Source organism: Palleronia marisminoris (assembly GCF_900172315.1).
GTDB classification, from domain to species: Bacteria; Pseudomonadota; Alphaproteobacteria; order Rhodobacterales; family Rhodobacteraceae; genus Palleronia; species Palleronia marisminoris.
On sequence record NZ_FWFV01000001.1, the window covers coordinates 184,578 to 200,291 of the forward strand.

The window sequence follows — 15,714 nt, forward strand, 5'->3', positions numbered from 1 at the left end:
CGATCACCGACAGCCCGCGCCGCAGGCCGACCGGCAGGTCGCCTGATGCTGCGCGCCTTCGCGTCCTATTACCGCCCGTGGCGCAAGCTTTTCTGGCTCGATTTCGGAAGCGCCGTCCTGTCGGGGCTGCTGGAGCTGTCGTTCCCGCTTGCCATCAAGCTCTTCATCGACGTGCTGCTGCCCCGGGGCGATCTGGCGCTGACTGTCGTGTCCGCCGTGGGTCTGCTGCTGATCTACGCGCTGAACACCGGCCTGATGGCGGTCGTGATCTACTGGGGCCACATGCTCGGCATCAACATCGAGACCGAGATGCGCCGCCGCGCCTTCGACCAGCTTCAGCGGCTGTCGTTCTCGTATTTCGACAAGGTTCGCACCGGTAAGCTGGTCGCCCGCGTGACCCGCGACCTCGAAGAAATCGGAGAGGTCGCGCATCACGGCCCCGAGGACCTGTTCGTCGCCGTGATGACCTTCGTCGGCGCCTTCATCATGATGCTGGCGATCGACGTGCAGCTTGCGCTGATCACCCTTGCCATCGTGCCGGCCTGCGCGGCCGTGGTCTTCGTCTTCGGGGGCCGCATGACCCGGACATGGCGGTCGATCTATGCCCGCGTCGCCGATTTCAACGTCCGCCTGGAAGAGAACGTGGGCGGCATCCGCGTGGTTCAGGCCTTCGCGAACGAGGCGCACGAGGCCGACCTCTTCGCCCGCGACAACGCCAAGTATCGCGACACGAAGCTGGCCGCATACAGGGTCATGGCCGCCTCATCGACACTCAACTACATGGGGATGCGGCTGGTGCAGGTCGCCGTGATGGTGGCGGGCGCGGCTTTCGTTCTGGACGGTTCGCTCACCACCGGCGGCTACGTCGCGTTCCTGTTGCTGGTGACCCTGTTCTTCCGCCCGATCGAGAAGATCGCCGCTGTGATCGAGCTCTACCCCCGCGGCATCGCCGGCTTCCGCCGCTACATCGAATTGATGGAGACGCGCCCCGACATCGAGGACCGCGCCGATGCCGCCGACGCCCCGTCCCTGACCGGCGCGATCCGGTTCGAGGGCGTGACCTTCGGCTACGCGCCAGATCGCCCGATCCTGAAGGACGTGAGCCTCGACGTCGCCGCGGGCGAGACGCTGGCGCTGGTCGGCCCATCGGGCGCCGGCAAGACCTCGCTTCTGGCGCTGGTGCCGCGCTTCTACGACCCGCAGCGGGGTCGCATCACCATCGACGGGATGGACGTGGCCGACATGACCTTGCGCTCGCTCCGCCGGCAGGTCGGGATCGTCAGCCAGGACGTGTTCCTGTTCGGCGGAACCCTGCGCGAGAACATCGGCTATGGCCGCCTCGGCGCGACCGAGGACGAGATCCTCGAGGCCGCCCGCCGCGCCCGCTTGGGCGAGGTGATCGAAGCCCTTCCCGAGGGGCTGGATACGGTGGTGGGCGAGCGGGGGGTAACCCTGTCGGGCGGGCAGAAGCAGCGCGTCGCCATCGCGCGGATCTTCCTCAAGAACCCGCCGATCCTGATCCTGGACGAGGCGACGTCTGCGCTCGACACCGAAACCGAGCGCCGCATCCAGCAGGCCCTGACCGAGCTGACCCGCGGCCGGACCACGCTGGTCATCGCGCACCGGCTGGGCACGATCCGCGACGCCGACCGCATTGCGGTGATGGAGGACGGGCATATCGTCGAAATCGGGTCTCACAAGGCATTGCTTGAAAAGGCGGGGGCCTATGCGCGGCTGAGCGCTGCCTGAGCTTGCCGACACCAGCCCCGTCTGTCAGACGGGTAGCCGAGTGTTTTGATCTGAATTGCGCGATGCGATGACCGAGATGCCCCGGGGCGAGACCGTCACGATCAACGACCTCTGCGTCCGGCGCGGGGGGCGTCTGGTGCTGGACGACGTCTCGCTGACCGTCGAGCCGGGGAAGATGACCGCCCTGATCGGCCCGAACGGCTGCGGGAAGTCGACGCTTCTCAAGACCGTCTCGCGGATCCTGCGGGCCGAGGCCGGCACCGTATCCCTTGGCGACGAACGGACCGACCGGCTGTCGCCCCGCGCGGTCGCGCAGCGCATGGCGATGCTGCCCCAGTCCCCCCTGACGCCCGACGGAATGCGCGTCCGGGACCTGGTTGCCCAGGGCCGGCATCCCCATCGCGGGCTGATCCGCCAATGGTCGCGCGATGACGACGCGGCCATAGCCCGCTCCATGGAGCAGGCGGACGTCACGGGTCTGGCGGATGCGCGCGTCGAGGCGCTGTCGGGCGGCCAGCGCCAGCGGGTCTGGATCGCCATGACCCTGGCGCAAGAGACAGGGATCCTCCTGCTGGACGAGCCGACGACCTACCTGGACCTGGCCGTCCAGATCGGGATCATGCGGCTGCTATCCGACCTCGCGCTGTCGGGACGGACGGTGCTGGTCGTCCTGCACGAGCTGAACCTGGCCGCCGCCTTCGCCGACCACATCGTGATGATGAAGGACGGCCGGATCGCGTGCCAAGGCGCGCCGACCGAGGTTCTGACGCCCGAGGCGCTGTCGGGGGTCTTCGGCCTCGACGCGCGGGTGATGCCCGACCCCGAGACCGGGCGGCCCGTCTGCCTGCCCCGCACCGGCGTCGCGGCATGAGGCACCTGCCCCTTCCCGCCATCCTGATCGCCCTGCCGCTCGCCGCCGCGCTCTGGCACCTGTCCGCCGGCGCGCAGTCGATCCCGTGGGAGACGGTGCTGCACGCCCTCGCGATGCCGGGCGAGTCGTTCGAGACCGTCGTGATCCGCGAGATCCGCCTGCCCCGCACACTGGGCGCCGCCATCGCGGGCGCCGGCTTGGGCGTTGCGGGCGCGCTGATGCAGGGCGTCACGCGTAATCCGTTGGCCGAGCCGGGTCTCTTCGGGCTTCTGGCCGGGGCCGCATTGGCGGTGGTGGCGGGGCAGTCCGTGCCGGGCCTCGGCGGCGTGGCGGCGCTGCCCTTCCTCGCCGCGCTCGGCGCCGTCGCGGGCGCGGCCATGGTCTGGGCGCTGACGACGCTCGCCCGCAGCGGCAGCGAGCTGACGCCGGTGCTGGCGGGCGCCGCGGTGACGGCGTTCCTCGTCGCGCTGACGACGCTTCTGAACCTGCTGGACGAGCGCGGCTTTGAGGAGCTGCGGATCTGGCTCTCGGGCTCGCTCGCGGGGCTTCGGATGACGGTGATCCTGACGGTGCTGCCCTGGGTCCTGTGCGGGTTCGGAGCCGCTCTGTTCATCGGGCCGCGACTGACGGCACTGGCGATGGGGGACGAGGCGGCGACGGGGCTGGGCCTGAGCGTGGCACGGTTGCGCGCGGCGGCGATCGCCGCGGTCGTCGCGCTGACCGCCGTCGGGGTCGCGGTGGCCGGGCCGCTCGCCTTCGTCGGGCTGACCGTGCCCCATGCCGCGCGGCTGCTGGTCGGCACGGATTACGCGCGGGTCGTGCCGGTCTCGATGGGCCTCGGCGCGGCGTATCTTCTGGGCGTCGACACGCTGGCGCGCATTGTTCTTTCGCCGTCCGAAATTTCGACCGGGATCCTGACGGCGATCCTTGGCGCGCCTGTCTTCATCGCCCTCGTCCGGCTTCGAGCATGAGGGTGTTGCGCGCCTCGGCCCTTGGCGGACGGGTGGCCGTCGAGGCGCCCGCCCCGGCGGTGCTGGCCCTGGTGGGTCTGTCTTGCGCCGTGGCCCTGCTGTTCCTTGGCAGCCTCATGGCCGGCCGGATTCCGTTGGCGGCGGGCGATGCGCTGTCGGTGCTGGTCGGCACGCCGACGGACCGGGCCGCGCTGGTCGCCGGAGAGTTCCGCCTGCCCCGCGCGCTGGTCGGCCTGATGGCCGGAGGGCTGCTGGCGCTGTCGGGCGCGCTTCTGCAGGGGGCGACGCGCAACCCGCTGGCCGATCCGGCGCTGGTGGGGGTCAGCCAGGGCGCGGGGCTTGCCGTGGTTGCGCTGACGGTGCTGGCACCGGATGGCGCCGCCTGGACCATGCCCGCAGCGTTCGCGGGGGGGCTGGCGGTGGCTGCCGTGATCCTGTCGCTGTCCTCGGGCCAGTCGATCCGGTTCCTGCTGATCGGCGTCGGGATGGCCGCATTCCTTGCGGCGATGACCACAGCGATCCTTACCTATGGCGGCCTCTCGGAGGCCCATGCCGCGCTGGCCTGGCTTGCCGGGTCGGTCCGCGCGTCGGGATGGAGCGACGTGCGCCTTCTGGCCTGGTGCAGCCTTGCCGCCGTGCCTGTCGCGGTCGCCGCCATGCGCCCGCTGGCGGCGATGCGGCTCGGGGATGATCTGGCCACCACGCTGGGGCACCGGGCGGGACGCGCGCGGCTGGCGCTGCTTTTTGCGGCGGTGGCGATGGCGGCGGGGTCGGTCGCCGTGGTCGGGCCGATCGCGTTCATCGGCCTGCTGTCGCCCCACATCGCCGCCCGCCTCGCCCCCGCCGGACCGGGTCTCCACCTTGCGCTGTCGTGGGTCACCGGCGCGCTGCTGACCGGTGGGGCCGACCTTGCCGGGCGCACGCTGGCCGGCCCCGTCCAGGTGCCCGCCGGCCTCGTCGCGGCGCTGATGGGCGCGCCGCTCTTCGCCCTTCTCATCCTTCGCAAACACGGGAGCACGCCATGATCCCCCGCATCTTGACCGCCCTGCCCTTCGTTCTGGCCATCCCCGCCGCCGCGCAGGAGTTTCCGCTGACGGTCCCGCACAAGTTCGGCGAGAGCGTGATCGAGAGAGCGCCCGAGCGTGTCGCGAGCCTCGACTTCTCGGGCGCGGACGACCTGCTTGCTCTCGGGGTGCAGCCCGTTGCAATACGCTACTGGTATGGCGATTTCGAGGGGCCGCTATGGCCCTGGGCATCGGATCTTCTGACCAGCGATCCGGTCGTCCTGCGGGGCGAGATCGACTACGAGGCGGTGGCGGCCAGCGATCCCGACGTGATCCTCGCGTTGTGGTCGGGCATCACCGCCGACGACTATACCCAGCTGTCGCGCATCGCCCCCGTCGTCGCCGTGCCCGAGGGCATCGGCGATTACGAGCTTCCCTGGGACGAGCGGGCCCTGATCGCCGGCCGCGCAGTCGGCGAGGAGGACGAGGCAGAGGCGCAGGTAAACGCGATCCGCGATCGCCTGGATGCAATTGCCGAGGCCCATCCCGAATGGGACGGCCTGACCGCCACGGTCGCCAATGCGTTCAGCGGATCGCCGAGTGCCTATACCTCGGCCGATATCCGGCCGCAGCTGCTGTCCCGGATGGGATTCGAGACGCCGCAGGGCATCGACGACGCGGCGACGTCGGCCAATGCCTTCGCGGTTACGCTCGGGGAAGAGGCGCTGCCGATCCTCGACGCGGACCTGTTGATCTGGCTGTCCACCGACGGCGACTTTTCGGCCGTCGACGCGCTGGTGACGCGCCGTTTCCTCGATGCGGCGGAAAACGGGCACGAGGTCATGGCCGGCGAACTGACTGCCGGCGCCCTGTCCCATGCCTCGCTGCTCAGCCTGCCCTACGCGCTCGACCAGCTGGTCCCGGCGATCGAGGCCGCGCGGGCGGGCGAAGGACCGGTCGTGACCGAGTGACCCTGCGCTTCGCCCTGTCCCGAACGGCCGAGGTCGTCGACAAGCTGGTGGCGCTGAACGCGCGCGCCATGCCTGCGATGGGTTCGCGCGACCACGCAGCCTGGGTGATGAACGTGCTGGCCCATGTGGTCGGGCCCTGGCTGGTCGCACAGGATGCCGCGGGCCGGTCGCTGGCGTCGGCCGATGCCCGGTCGATGCCGCTGATGGCCGCGCTCGGGGACGAGGGGTATTTGGGGATCACGCTGGACGCGGACGACCTGGCCGAGGGGCCGGTATCCCCACCGGCGGCTGCGGTCGCGCTGGCACGCGTCATGGCGCCTGCGGTCAATGCGCTTGCCTATGCCGGGCCGCTGGCGCCGCGTGCGTGCTGGCGGCTGGCCGGCGACGGGCTGGCCTGGGGGTGGTCGCAGAACGGAGACATGGAACGTGGCCGCGAGATCCTGACCGCCTACGGCGCGCCCTTCGCGAACCGGCAGCTGGTCTTCGACGCGGACGGTGTCGCGCGTCGGGGCGGGTGCTGCAGGTATCTGGCGGTCTCGGGGGCGGTCTGCCTGAACTGCCCCCTGACGAAGGGGAAAGCGGGCGCTCCCGTAGTGGGAGCGCCCACGATGGCGCGGCTCAGAAAGAGCGGGTGACCGCGAAGGACGCGACGCGCCCCTCGCCCTGCCAGCACGACGAAGTGCCGAAGTCGGTCCGGCAACTTGCGGTGTAGCGCTCGTCCGCCAGGTTGGTGACGTTCACATCGGCGGTCCAGTCGGCGGCGAAGTCCCAGCTCATTCCGGCATCGAACAGCACCGTATCGCCGACCGCGAGGGTGTTGTCATTGTCAGCCCAGCTGTCGCCAAGGTAGCGTGCGCCCAAGCGCAGCTCGAGGCCCTGGACTGCCAAGGGCGCGTAGGCCAACTCCACGGAGCCGAGCGTCTCGATCACGGATTGCGGCGTCTTGCCGACGGTGGCGGGGGCTCCGTCGAACTCTGCGATCTCGACATCCATGGCCGTGTAGGCAGCGCGCAGGTTGAATTGCTCGGACAGGCTCAGGTCGGCCTCGACCTCGACTCCGCGGGAGCGGACCTCGCCCAGGATCTGCGGATCGAAGAAGCCGCCGTTCACGAAGGTCTGGGACACGTCCTCGCGCACGATGTCGAAGGCCGCGAGCGTTACCAGCGAGTACTCGTTCGGCTGCCATTTCACCCCGACCTCGACCTGCCGCCCAGTTTCGGGATCGGCGTCCTCGGCCACCGCGACGTCCAGCGACTGCGGGTTGAAGTATGTGCCCGCCGTCACGTAGGGCGTCACGCTGCCGAAGTCGTAGGCCAACGCGACGCGCCCGCTGAACGCCTCGTCCTTGCGGTCCAGATCAACGCCAATCCTGTTGTCGAAGTCGGACCACACCCAGTCGTAGCGGGCGTTCAGCGTGGTGATCCAGTTGCCGAAGCGAAGCTGGTCCTGTGCGTAGAGGCCGACCTGCTCTTGCGTGCGGACCCCGTCGATATACGCGTTGGTGAGTGCCGGCTGATCGGCACCATATTCCGGATCCGCGGGATCAAGCGCCGTTCCCCTTGCAAAGCCCTCGGACGAGAATTGCGTCTCGTCCAAGCTATAGCGCCGCATGTCGAGGCCGAGGAGAACGTCGTGGGTGACGGCACCTGTCACAACCTCGCGCGTCAGGCGCAGATCGTTCTGGGCGATGGTCGCTTCGCTGTCATGGGCGAAGACGATCCGACTGACATCGGCATTCTCGGTTGGCACCTGCCCCGAGGTGAAGCCGTTCGCGTAAAGATACGTCTCTTCCACATCCGCGCGGCCCAGGCGGAACGTGTCGGTCAGCTCCCAGCCGCCGACGGTCGTGCGGTAGATGCCCGTGGCGATGGTCTGGCTGCGGTCGTACTCGTCCGACTCGGGGTCACCGGCATTGAAGTAGTCGTCGAAATAGCCGAACGGCGCTTCGTATTCGGTGCCGTAGATCGGCAGAAACTGCCCGCCCACGTGGCTTTCGTCCATGTCGGTATGCGACAGGTGCAGCGTCAGGCGGCTGCCGTCGTCGAAGGCCTTCGTGGCGCCCGCGAACAGGACGCCCTCGTAGCCTTCCTCAAACATGCCGTGCCCGTCCTGCCGGGTGATCTTGGCGCCGAAGCGGTAGGACAGGTCGTCGCCCATGACGCCCGCCGCCTCGCCCGACACCCAGGCCCGCCCCTCGGTGTCGGCCCCGGTGGTGATCGAGCTGCCCTCGCTGCCGTCGGGCAGCTTCGACACGTAGTTGACGATGCCACCCGGCGAAGAGGCCCCGTAGAGCATCGAGGCCGGACCCTTCAGCACCTCGATCCGCTCGAGCAGGAAGGGGTCGATGTAGAACGTGCCGAACCCATAGGAAAACAGCGACAACCCGTCGAGGAAGGCGCCCGTGTCGAACGAGTTGAACCCGCGGATGTAGAACCAGTTTGTGTCGCTGTCGTAGCCGTAGAGCTGGCTTTGCACGCCCGCCACGTCGCGCAGCACCTCGTCCACCTTGTTCGGGTGCTGCTCTTCGAAGGTCTCGCGGCCGATCACGCTGACCGATTGCGGCACTTCGGTGATCGGAGTGGCGGTCTTGACGCCGGACAGGGTGAAGGGGGCCGCGACGTCGCCCACGGGCTCGGCGCCCTGCACCTCGAAGACGATCTCGCCCAGGCTCAACGCCTGTTCCTGTGCCAGAACCGGCGTGGCGAGGGCGGTGGTTCCCGCTAGGACGATGGCGAGCGGCGTGGTTCTTTTCATTCTGGGTCCCTCGATTCCACGTGGCGGCAGCCCCCCGCGAGGGAGGCCGATGTTCCCGCCCGTGTTGCAGCGGTCAGCCGTGGATGTCTTGACTGAAACAGTCGGCTTTTGCGCAATCCTGCTGCAAAGCCGATTTCCGCCATGCGCCGGGCGTCCGGCCCGTGATCGTCCGGAAGGCGCGGGTGAAATGCGCCTGATCGGCAAAGCCCACCATGGTCGAGACTTCGGCCAATGTCGGCTCGGCCCGGGAAAGATGGGTCATGGCGGCTTCGACGCGCATCCGTTGAAGTGCCCGATGAGGGGTCTCTCCGCGGCTCTGTCGGTAGGCATGGGCGAACCAGCTTTCCGAAAGGCCGACGACTGCCGCCATTTCGGCCACCGCCACCCGACGGTGCAGTTCTGATCGCAGGAACCTGTCCAGCGCCGCAAGCTGCCACTCGGGCAGCCCGCCCCGCGCGGAAAGGCTGATCGGCTCCGCGCGACCGAAAACCTTGCCCACAAGGGCATAGGCCAGCGAATCCAGCGTCAGGGGGTCGCCCGTGCCGTTCCGTATCTCGTCGGCGAGAAGTTCGGCGATCGAAAGCGCCACCGGACAGTCCGAAAGGCAGACGGGCCGGTCCATCGCCCCCTCGCGCCCGGCAGCCGCAAGACGTGCGCCCAGAGCGCCGGGATCGAAATGCAGGTCGAGGTGCCGCAGCGCCGTCGGCCCGGTGAAGCGTGTGGACACGTCGGCGCCGGCGGGAACGTAGAAGACCCTCACGGGCTCGGTGGCTTCGGCCCCATCCCAGGACAGGTGCATGGGTGACGGCGGCTCGCCCAGGACGGCAACGATGCGCGGCGCTTCCGAGCGATACCGCCCGTGCCCGCCCGGTGCGATCTCAGCCTGCCAGAGGTCGGCCAGCACGCCATTCCACGCGCGGAAGACCAGCGGGGCGGCCGGGCGGATCCCGCTGAGCAGGACGGTCATGTTCGGCCGGACGCTCATCCGCGGGACAGGTGCCGACGGGCTACGGGGATGGTCGGTCGCCAAAGCGGTGCCGCACACCGCTTGGCAGACCCCGGTGGGTCGTGGGGCCGTGTCAGCGATGCCGTATCGTCCTCGAGAGGCGCCATGCAGGATGCCAATTGGATGTTGTTCAAGGAGAGGACAATTCCATATTTCCCGAGTCAGGGCAAGAAAGCCGAGCTTAATAGTCGGCTTTCGGACCTCGAGGACGCCGGGTCAGCCCTTCACCGCGCCTCCGATCAGGGCCGAGACGATCATGCGTTGCAGCAGGATGAACACGAGGACTGCGGGCATCACCGCGACCAGGCAGGCCGCCGCTAGAAGCTGCGTGGTCGAGGCGCTGACCGATCCGGCGAAGTTGAAGATAGCGACCGAGATCGGCCAGTCGCCGTCGCGCTCCAGCAGGATGAACGGGATCAGGAACTGCGACCAGTTCATCACCATCGCGAGAATGAAGGCGGACGCGATGCCCGAGCGCGCCAGCGGCAGCACGATCCGCATCAGGATGACGGGGCGCGAGGCTCCGTCGATGGACGCCGCCTCCTCGAGCTCTATCGGGATGGCGTCGAAGGCGACCTTCAGCAGCCAGACGGCCAGCGGCATCCCGAGCGCCCCGTAAACCGCGATCACCGAGACGTCCCGGTTCAGCAGGTCCAGCGCGTTCATCCAGCGATAGAGCGGCACCAAGATCACCAGGGGCGAGATCATCTGCACCGCCAGCAGGCCCACCAGCACCACCTGCCGGCCCCGGAACGGGACTCGCGCGCAGGCATAGGCCGCCGGGATCGCCAGCACGACGGCGAGCGCGCCTCCAAGCGCCGACAGCTTCAGACCGTTCCAGAGGTAGATCAGGAAGGCAGGGTCCGACAGGATCGTCCGGAAATTGTCCAGCGTAGGTGTCTCGGGGATGAAGCGGGCGGCGCCGAGGTAGATCTCGGCCGGGGTGCGGACCGCGAGGCTGACGAGCCACGCGAAGGGCACGGCGAAGAACACCGCCAGAACCGCGAGCACCGCGTAGGTCGCGACGTCACCCCAGCGCGCGCTCATGTCCGGTCCCGCCCCAGCCAGCCGATCAGGATCGTCAGCCCCATGCCGATCGCGAAGAGAAGAACCGCCAGCACGCTGCCGCCCGCGAGGTCGAGGTTGTAGAACACCGTGTTGAAAGTGAAGAGCGACAGGACCTCGGTCGCGCGCCCCGGGCCGCCGCCGGTCAGCGCGAGGATCGAGTCGAAGGTGTTCAGCGTCTGGACCGAGACCAGCACCGAGTTCACCGCGATGGCGCGGCGCATCAGCGGCAGGGTGATGGAGCGGAAGGTCCTCCAAGGCCCCGCCGCGTCGAGTTCGGCCACCTCGTAGAGCACCGGGTCGATGCCGCGGCGCGCGGCGTAGAACACGATCATCGAGAACGCGGTGCCCTGCCAGACATTCGCGATCACGGCCGAGACCAGCGCCATCTGCGGGTCCGACAGCCACGCCACCGGGCCCAGCCCTGCATAGGCCAGCAGGCTGTTGAGGGTGCCGTAGGGCGCCTCGTCGAACAGCATCCCCCAGATCAATCCGTTGGCGATGCCCGGCACCACCCATGCAGCCAGGACGAGGGTGCGGAAGGCGGCCATGCCTGGCAGTTCGCGCCGCTCGCCGCGCACGATCAGCAGCGCGATGGCCAGCCCCGCGAGCTGCAGCACGGCCACGTTGACCGCCACGAAGACGAGCGTCGTGCCCAGGACCTGCGGCAGGGCCGGATCCGTCAGGATCGACCGCAGCGCGACGGTCGAGAAGCCGCTCGCCGGCTGGATCAGCGTGGCGTCGCTGAAGGCCAACCGCGTCACGTCGAGGACCGGCACCGCGTAGAACGTCGCCAGCACCGCCACCGCCGGGATCAGCCACGGCGCCGGGTAGCCCTGCCCCGGCGCACGCTCGGCCGTTGGGGTCACTGGCGCTCGTAAGCCGACTGAACGGCGGAGGCGGCGGCGTCGAGAGCGGCCTCGGGCTCGGCCGAGCCGGACAGTACGTCGCCCAGCAGGATCTGGATCTGGTTCGAGATCTCGGGATAGATCGCCGCCCCGGGACGCGCGACGCCGTTCTCGAGCGCCTCGACGAAGAGATCGTATTCCGGCCCGTCATAGGCGTCGTAGCGGTCGTAGATCGGCTGGGACGTCGGCAGCAGCCCCTGCGCCGCGTTGCCCGGACCGGCGTAGATCTCCTTCGCGATCTCGCCGCAGAGCGCGGCCTTTTCCGGGTCATCCGACAGCGCGGCGATCGTCCAGCCGCCGGTGCCGGTGGCGCGCTGGTCGGGCGTGGGTCCGGGCAGTTCCGAGACCTCCCAGATGGCGAAAGTATCCTCGGGCAGCGTGTTGCGCAGCTGCCCGTACTGCCAGTTGCCGCCAACGAACATCGCGGCCGAGCCGGCGGCAGCGGCGGCGTTGAAGGCGTCGTAATCGGTGATCGAAGTGATCCGCCGCGGTGCCGCGCCGCTTTCTACGAGGTTCTGATAGTAGGCGACGGCGTTCAGGAACTTCTCGCGGTTGTCGCCCTCGGCGAAGACGGGCGCGCCGCTCTCGTCGGTCAGCTCTCCGCCCTGCGCCCAGAAATTCGCCAGCCAGTCGAAGGAGGTGCCCTCCCAGCGGCCGCCGTTGAACAGGATGCCCTCGCGCCCTTGCTCGACTGCAGCGAGGGCTGCCGCCTTGACCTCGTGCCAGGTCTGCGGGGCCTCGGGCACGATGGATGTGTCGCGGTAGAGCACGCGCAGATCGGTGAACCACCACCAGGCCAGCACATTGCCCGCGTCGTCGGTCACTGCCTCGCGGACGTAGGGAAACAGGTCGGCGACATCCTCGTCCGAGAACACCGCGTTCATCGGTTGCAGCACGCCCGTGTCCTTGAACAGGGCCAACTGGCTCGAGTCGATCATCGCGCAGTCGGGCCCGCGCCCGGCCTGCGTCTGTTGCAGAAGCCGCGCCTGTTCCTGGCCGATATTCCCCGTCTGGAGCTGCGTCTCGATCTTCCAGCCGGGGCGGGCGCGGATGAACGCGGAGAACAGGCCTTCGAACGCCTCGCGCGTGGCCGGGTCCGAGGAATAGAGATCGTAGGAGGTCAGGCGGAACGTCAGCGTGTTCGGCGCGTCGGGCAGGCCGACGCGGCTGCGGGTCACAAGCTCCTGCGCGGACGCGAGTGCGGGCGCGGCGACAAGCGTCGCGGCAAGGATGCAGGTCTTCATTCGGTCCTCCTGACAGGGCGGCGCGGATACGACGCTCAGGCACGTTCAGCCGGTGCAGCGTAGTGCGGGGGCGATTTTCCGGCAACGAACTTGCACAAGGGGCCATCTTGTTCCGCACCCCCGCAACCGCCAGCCCTCGAGCTGGCACGACGATGCGCAGCCGCCCGTTTCCCATCGCCGTGCTCGCGGTCTCGGCGCAGGTTGCGTCCGCATCCGCGTGAGCACGGGTCCCCAGACGGCTAGTGGAGGATGAAACCCATCGTCGAGATGATCCAGGTGAAAGAATGGGCCTGCTCCCATCGACCCTGCATCGGTGACCGGGCGCCCATGCCATCGACGAACACGCAGTGGCGCTCGCGCCCCTTGTCCTTGGCTTGGTAGAGCGCGATGTCTGCGCATCTGATCAGTTCTCCCGCGTCTTCTCCGGGTCTTGCGCGGCTGGCCCCGATACTCGCCGATACGGAGGCCGCCTCGCCGAACAGGTCGTAGGGGCGTGAGATATCGACGATCACGTCCTTGCAGAACGCATCGAAGGCAGCGGCATCCACGTCTCCCACCAGAATGAGCGCGAATTCGTCCCCGCCCAGGCGCGCGACCGTGTCGCTGCGCCGGATCCGCGAGGCGAGCCGCTCGCCCACCTGACGAATCAGTTCGTCGCCCGCGGGATGGCCCAACCGGTCGTTGACGGCCTTGAACCGATCGAGGTCGAGCATCAGGAGCGTGACGTCGGCCCCTCCCCGATCGGCCATCGCAAGGGCCTGGCCGAGTCGGTCCTCGAACAGCGCCCTGTTCGGAAGTCCCGTCAAGGGATCATGGAAGGCGAGGTGACGCGCGTGCGCCTCGCTCGCTTGCAGCCTGTACGACGTCCCGATGAGACGCCGGGCAAGAAAGAAGACCAGGAGCGCACCGCCCCCGAGCCACAGGAGAAGTGCCGGAGACATGGCGGCAACGAGGTCGCTGGCCGGCGCGGACGGCCTCCAGGTGAGACGCGCGATCTCGGTGCCGCGCGCGTCCTTCATCGCGACGACGCCGTGTCGACTGCCGCCCCGGGTGTCGATCGACGGCGCAGCAAGGGCGAGCCCCTCCGTCACGGCGGCCAGGTAGGTATCGTCGAGATAGTCGACGGCGACGTGGAAATGGGTGCTCCGGGGCACCACGTCGAGCGCGTCCGTATCCGGGATGATCGGGACGACACTGGCAATCGCCGGACCGGTCGCGAGCGTGACATAGGACGTCACCGCGATCTCCTCGGGGGCGATATCGCCTTGCAGGATCATATCGCGCGCGGACGCCGCCATGGGCGCGACGACGCCCTCGACCTGGTCGAACGCGTCGGGTGATCGGGTCTCGAGCTCCGCCGCAGCGTAGATCGGCGTGAGAGCGGGATCGAGCACGAAGCTCATGTCGTGGCCGAAATACTCCTGCATCCAGACGCCGACGTTGTTCTCCATCCAGGCCGTGTCGGCCACGGCAACCTTGCCGACCGCCTCGTCCCAGACCGTCGCGTTCCGCTGCTCGACGGCGAGACGCTCGAACCGTCTCTCGACGGCCGCGACCGCCTGGCTCTTTTCGCGGGCGGCTGCCTTCCGGTCGATCCGATCGACGGAGGTCGTCCCGATCAGGATCACCGGAAGCGTTCCGAATACGAACAGTACGAGGATACTGAGGAGCACCTGGCGGCGCAAAGGCTGAGCTATGTTTGTGTCGGGCATGGTGGCCTCCCTGGCCGAGGACCATGTCGTCCTGTCGCCGGTACGTTCCTTTGGCGCAATGAAAAAAGCGATCCGTAGTTGACGACATGTTAGCGGGCGCGAGCTCCGGTCGGCGCTACTCCAGTTTGCGCAACACCGCCGCCGTGGCCGGAAATGCGGCGCGGGGCAGTGTCACTGGTCAATTCAGCCCTGAAACGGTCTCATCTCTCACCGACGAATTCAGGGGATGCGTACATGGATTTGAATCAATTGGTGGATATGACTTCCTATCGCTATGCTTGATTTCCGATCATCTGCCTTCCGTTCACGCGCCGTCACCCCGATCGAATCTGCGGGAGTCGGGCTTTATTTCTCGATCTGGTCGTAGCGTTGAAGGACGTCCCAGCCAGCCTCGGTCGACAGGACCTCCAGCAGCGCGCGGTTCACTGGCTCGCGCAGGTCCGACCCCTCGGCGAGCGCCACGGCGATCATCAGCGGGTGCAGGGTGGTGGTGGAAACGCCGTAGTCCACGGCTCCCCTTTCCGAGATGGCATGGCGCAGGACCGGCGCGGGGGCTGCGGCGCGGGTGACGTCACCGGATTCCAGGGCGTTGAGGATGCCGTCCATGTCCGGGCGCGGTGCGGTCGAAACCCCGGCAGAGTCCAGAAACCGGGCCGTGGGTGTATCGGCGACGACGCTCACCGTCTCTCCGGCGAAGCGTTCGGGCAGCGACCCGGACCGGCCGGGTTGCGCCAGGGTCACCACCGTCGCGGTGAGAGCGGCACTCACCGCGAGGCCGGTCAGCATCCAGAGCATGGCGACCAGGCGCCCTAGCAGGGTCTTGGGCGACTTGTCGCCGTAGCCGATCGTGGTCAGCGTCACGCCGGCCCACCAGAAGCCGTCACCAAGGCCCTTCAGGATTCCCGGGTTGAACTCGTCCTGGTTGCGGCGGCGTTCCACCACCCAGATCAGCGCGCCGATGGCAAGCAAAAGCGCCGACAACGAGACGACGAGTTGAAGGAAGCGCCACGACAAGAAGCCGCGCATGACCGACAACAGCCGGGACTCGCGCTCGGCCGCAACGCCCATCGTGGCGACGTGAAACGGCAGGGACAGATCGACACGCGCTTCGAGGGTCGGACTTGCCACCACTGGCAGCAGGAGGTCGACGGACCCGGCCTCCAGCTCGTCCGGCCCGGCCGAGATCAGCTCGTAGGCCCATCCCTCGCGCTCGGCGACCAGCCGCCAGATGTCCACTCCCATCCCGAGCCATGCGCCCTCCCCGGCATCGATGGCGTAGGGCGGCAGATCCGCGACGCCGACGCGAAGCGGGCCGCTTTCCCCCTTGGGGACCACGGTTGCGGCGTCCTGGGCCGCAAGTGACAGGGGAAGGAAGGCGGCGAAGAGGGCGACGGCAAGGTATCTCATGGCCGCCTAACGCGGAGTGGCACGTCCGGTTGCCTCGGCAGTCGGTGACTTG

General features: G+C 68.5%; 13 protein-coding genes. 6 read left to right on the top strand and 7 right to left on the bottom strand.

What is annotated here, in order from left to right; translation table 11 throughout:
- Positions 1–45 precede the first annotated feature (45 nt).
- From PAM7066_RS00910 to PAM7066_RS00935, 6 genes are all read left to right on the top strand, one after another.
- Entirely contained in the window at positions 46–1,749 is a 1,704-nt protein-coding gene (locus PAM7066_RS00910; RefSeq protein WP_085852242.1) for an ABC transporter ATP-binding protein, read from the top strand.
- Between the two features lie 67 nt (positions 1,750–1,816).
- Positions 1,817–2,620, top strand: a complete 804-nt coding sequence (locus PAM7066_RS00915) for an ABC transporter ATP-binding protein (protein ID WP_085852766.1) — start codon at positions 1,817–1,819, stop codon at positions 2,618–2,620.
- Positions 2,617–3,591 (top strand): FecCD family ABC transporter permease, encoded by a 975-nt coding sequence (locus PAM7066_RS00920; protein WP_085852243.1) that lies wholly within the window; start codon positions 2,617–2,619, stop codon positions 3,589–3,591. Before PAM7066_RS00915 ends, PAM7066_RS00920 begins: the two co-directional genes overlap by 4 nt.
- The gene (locus PAM7066_RS00925) at positions 3,588–4,616 is read left to right on the top strand and encodes a FecCD family ABC transporter permease (protein ID WP_085852244.1); all 1,029 of its coding nucleotides are present in this window, start codon (positions 3,588–3,590) and stop codon (positions 4,614–4,616) included. The genes PAM7066_RS00920 and PAM7066_RS00925 overlap by 4 nt, the downstream gene beginning before the upstream one ends.
- On the top strand, positions 4,613–5,566 hold the full coding sequence (locus PAM7066_RS00930) for an ABC transporter substrate-binding protein (protein ID WP_085852245.1): 954 nt from the start codon (positions 4,613–4,615) through the stop codon (positions 5,564–5,566). Before PAM7066_RS00925 ends, PAM7066_RS00930 begins: the two co-directional genes overlap by 4 nt.
- The gene (locus PAM7066_RS00935) at positions 5,563–6,201 is read left to right on the top strand and encodes a hypothetical protein (RefSeq protein WP_085852246.1); all 639 of its coding nucleotides are present in this window, start codon (positions 5,563–5,565) and stop codon (positions 6,199–6,201) included. Before PAM7066_RS00930 ends, PAM7066_RS00935 begins: the two co-directional genes overlap by 4 nt.
- Here PAM7066_RS00935 and PAM7066_RS00940 read toward each other — a convergent pair.
- The 7 genes from PAM7066_RS00940 to PAM7066_RS00970 all read right to left on the bottom strand — a co-directional run bounded on the left by PAM7066_RS00940 (position 6,185) and on the right by PAM7066_RS00970 (position 15,662).
- The gene (locus PAM7066_RS00940) at positions 6,185–8,320 is read right to left on the bottom strand and encodes a TonB-dependent siderophore receptor (RefSeq protein WP_085852247.1); all 2,136 of its coding nucleotides are present in this window, start codon (positions 8,318–8,320) and stop codon (positions 6,185–6,187) included. The two genes, PAM7066_RS00935 and PAM7066_RS00940, sit on opposite strands and share 17 nt — an antisense overlap.
- A 73-nt stretch (positions 8,321–8,393) precedes the next feature.
- Positions 8,394–9,287, bottom strand: coding sequence for a helix-turn-helix domain-containing protein (locus PAM7066_RS00945; protein ID WP_175484536.1), 894 nt, complete (start codon positions 9,285–9,287; stop codon positions 8,394–8,396).
- Between the two features lie 255 nt (positions 9,288–9,542).
- Positions 9,543–10,373 carry a carbohydrate ABC transporter permease gene (locus PAM7066_RS00950; protein WP_085852249.1) on the bottom strand — a complete coding sequence of 277 codons (831 nt, stop codon included), beginning with the start codon at positions 10,371–10,373 and terminating at the stop codon, positions 9,543–9,545.
- Positions 10,370–11,260: a carbohydrate ABC transporter permease gene (locus tag PAM7066_RS00955; protein WP_245749551.1), complete on the bottom strand. Its 891-nt coding sequence runs from the start codon at positions 11,258–11,260 to the stop codon at positions 10,370–10,372. Before PAM7066_RS00955 ends, PAM7066_RS00950 begins: the two co-directional genes overlap by 4 nt.
- Positions 11,257–12,543 (bottom strand): extracellular solute-binding protein, encoded by a 1,287-nt coding sequence (locus tag PAM7066_RS00960; protein WP_085852250.1) that lies wholly within the window; start codon positions 12,541–12,543, stop codon positions 11,257–11,259. The genes PAM7066_RS00955 and PAM7066_RS00960 overlap by 4 nt, the downstream gene beginning before the upstream one ends.
- Before the next feature lie 239 nt (positions 12,544–12,782).
- Positions 12,783–14,255: a diguanylate cyclase domain-containing protein gene (locus PAM7066_RS00965; protein ID WP_085852251.1), complete on the bottom strand. Its 1,473-nt coding sequence runs from the start codon at positions 14,253–14,255 to the stop codon at positions 12,783–12,785.
- Positions 14,256–14,600: 345 nt separating this feature from the next.
- Positions 14,601–15,662 (bottom strand): ion channel, encoded by a 1,062-nt coding sequence (locus tag PAM7066_RS00970; protein WP_085852252.1) that lies wholly within the window; start codon positions 15,660–15,662, stop codon positions 14,601–14,603.
- Positions 15,663–15,714 lie beyond the last annotated feature (52 nt).

What these genes read in the sequence shown, in the direction of transcription:
- PAM7066_RS00910 (WP_085852242.1), top strand. Translation starts at nt 46, where the DNA reads ATGCTGCGCGCCTTCGCGTCCTATTACCGCCCGTGGCGCAAGCTTTTC.
- PAM7066_RS00915 (WP_085852766.1), top strand. Translation starts at nt 1,817, where the DNA reads ATGACCGAGATGCCCCGGGGCGAGACCGTCACGATCAACGACCTCTGC.
- PAM7066_RS00920 (WP_085852243.1), top strand. Translation starts at nt 2,617, where the DNA reads ATGAGGCACCTGCCCCTTCCCGCCATCCTGATCGCCCTGCCGCTCGCC.
- PAM7066_RS00925 (WP_085852244.1), top strand. Translation starts at nt 3,588, where the DNA reads ATGAGGGTGTTGCGCGCCTCGGCCCTTGGCGGACGGGTGGCCGTCGAG.
- PAM7066_RS00930 (WP_085852245.1), top strand. Translation starts at nt 4,613, where the DNA reads ATGATCCCCCGCATCTTGACCGCCCTGCCCTTCGTTCTGGCCATCCCC.
- PAM7066_RS00940 (WP_085852247.1), bottom strand. Translation starts at nt 8,320, where the DNA reads ATGAAAAGAACCACGCCGCTCGCCATCGTCCTAGCGGGAACCACCGCC.
- PAM7066_RS00945 (WP_175484536.1), bottom strand. Translation starts at nt 9,287, where the DNA reads ATGACCGTCCTGCTCAGCGGGATCCGCCCGGCCGCCCCGCTGGTCTTC.
- PAM7066_RS00950 (WP_085852249.1), bottom strand. Translation starts at nt 10,373, where the DNA reads ATGAGCGCGCGCTGGGGTGACGTCGCGACCTACGCGGTGCTCGCGGTT.
- PAM7066_RS00960 (WP_085852250.1), bottom strand. Translation starts at nt 12,543, where the DNA reads ATGAAGACCTGCATCCTTGCCGCGACGCTTGTCGCCGCGCCCGCACTC.
- PAM7066_RS00965 (WP_085852251.1), bottom strand. Translation starts at nt 14,255, where the DNA reads ATGCCCGACACAAACATAGCTCAGCCTTTGCGCCGCCAGGTGCTCCTC.
- PAM7066_RS00970 (WP_085852252.1), bottom strand. Translation starts at nt 15,662, where the DNA reads ATGAGATACCTTGCCGTCGCCCTCTTCGCCGCCTTCCTTCCCCTGTCA.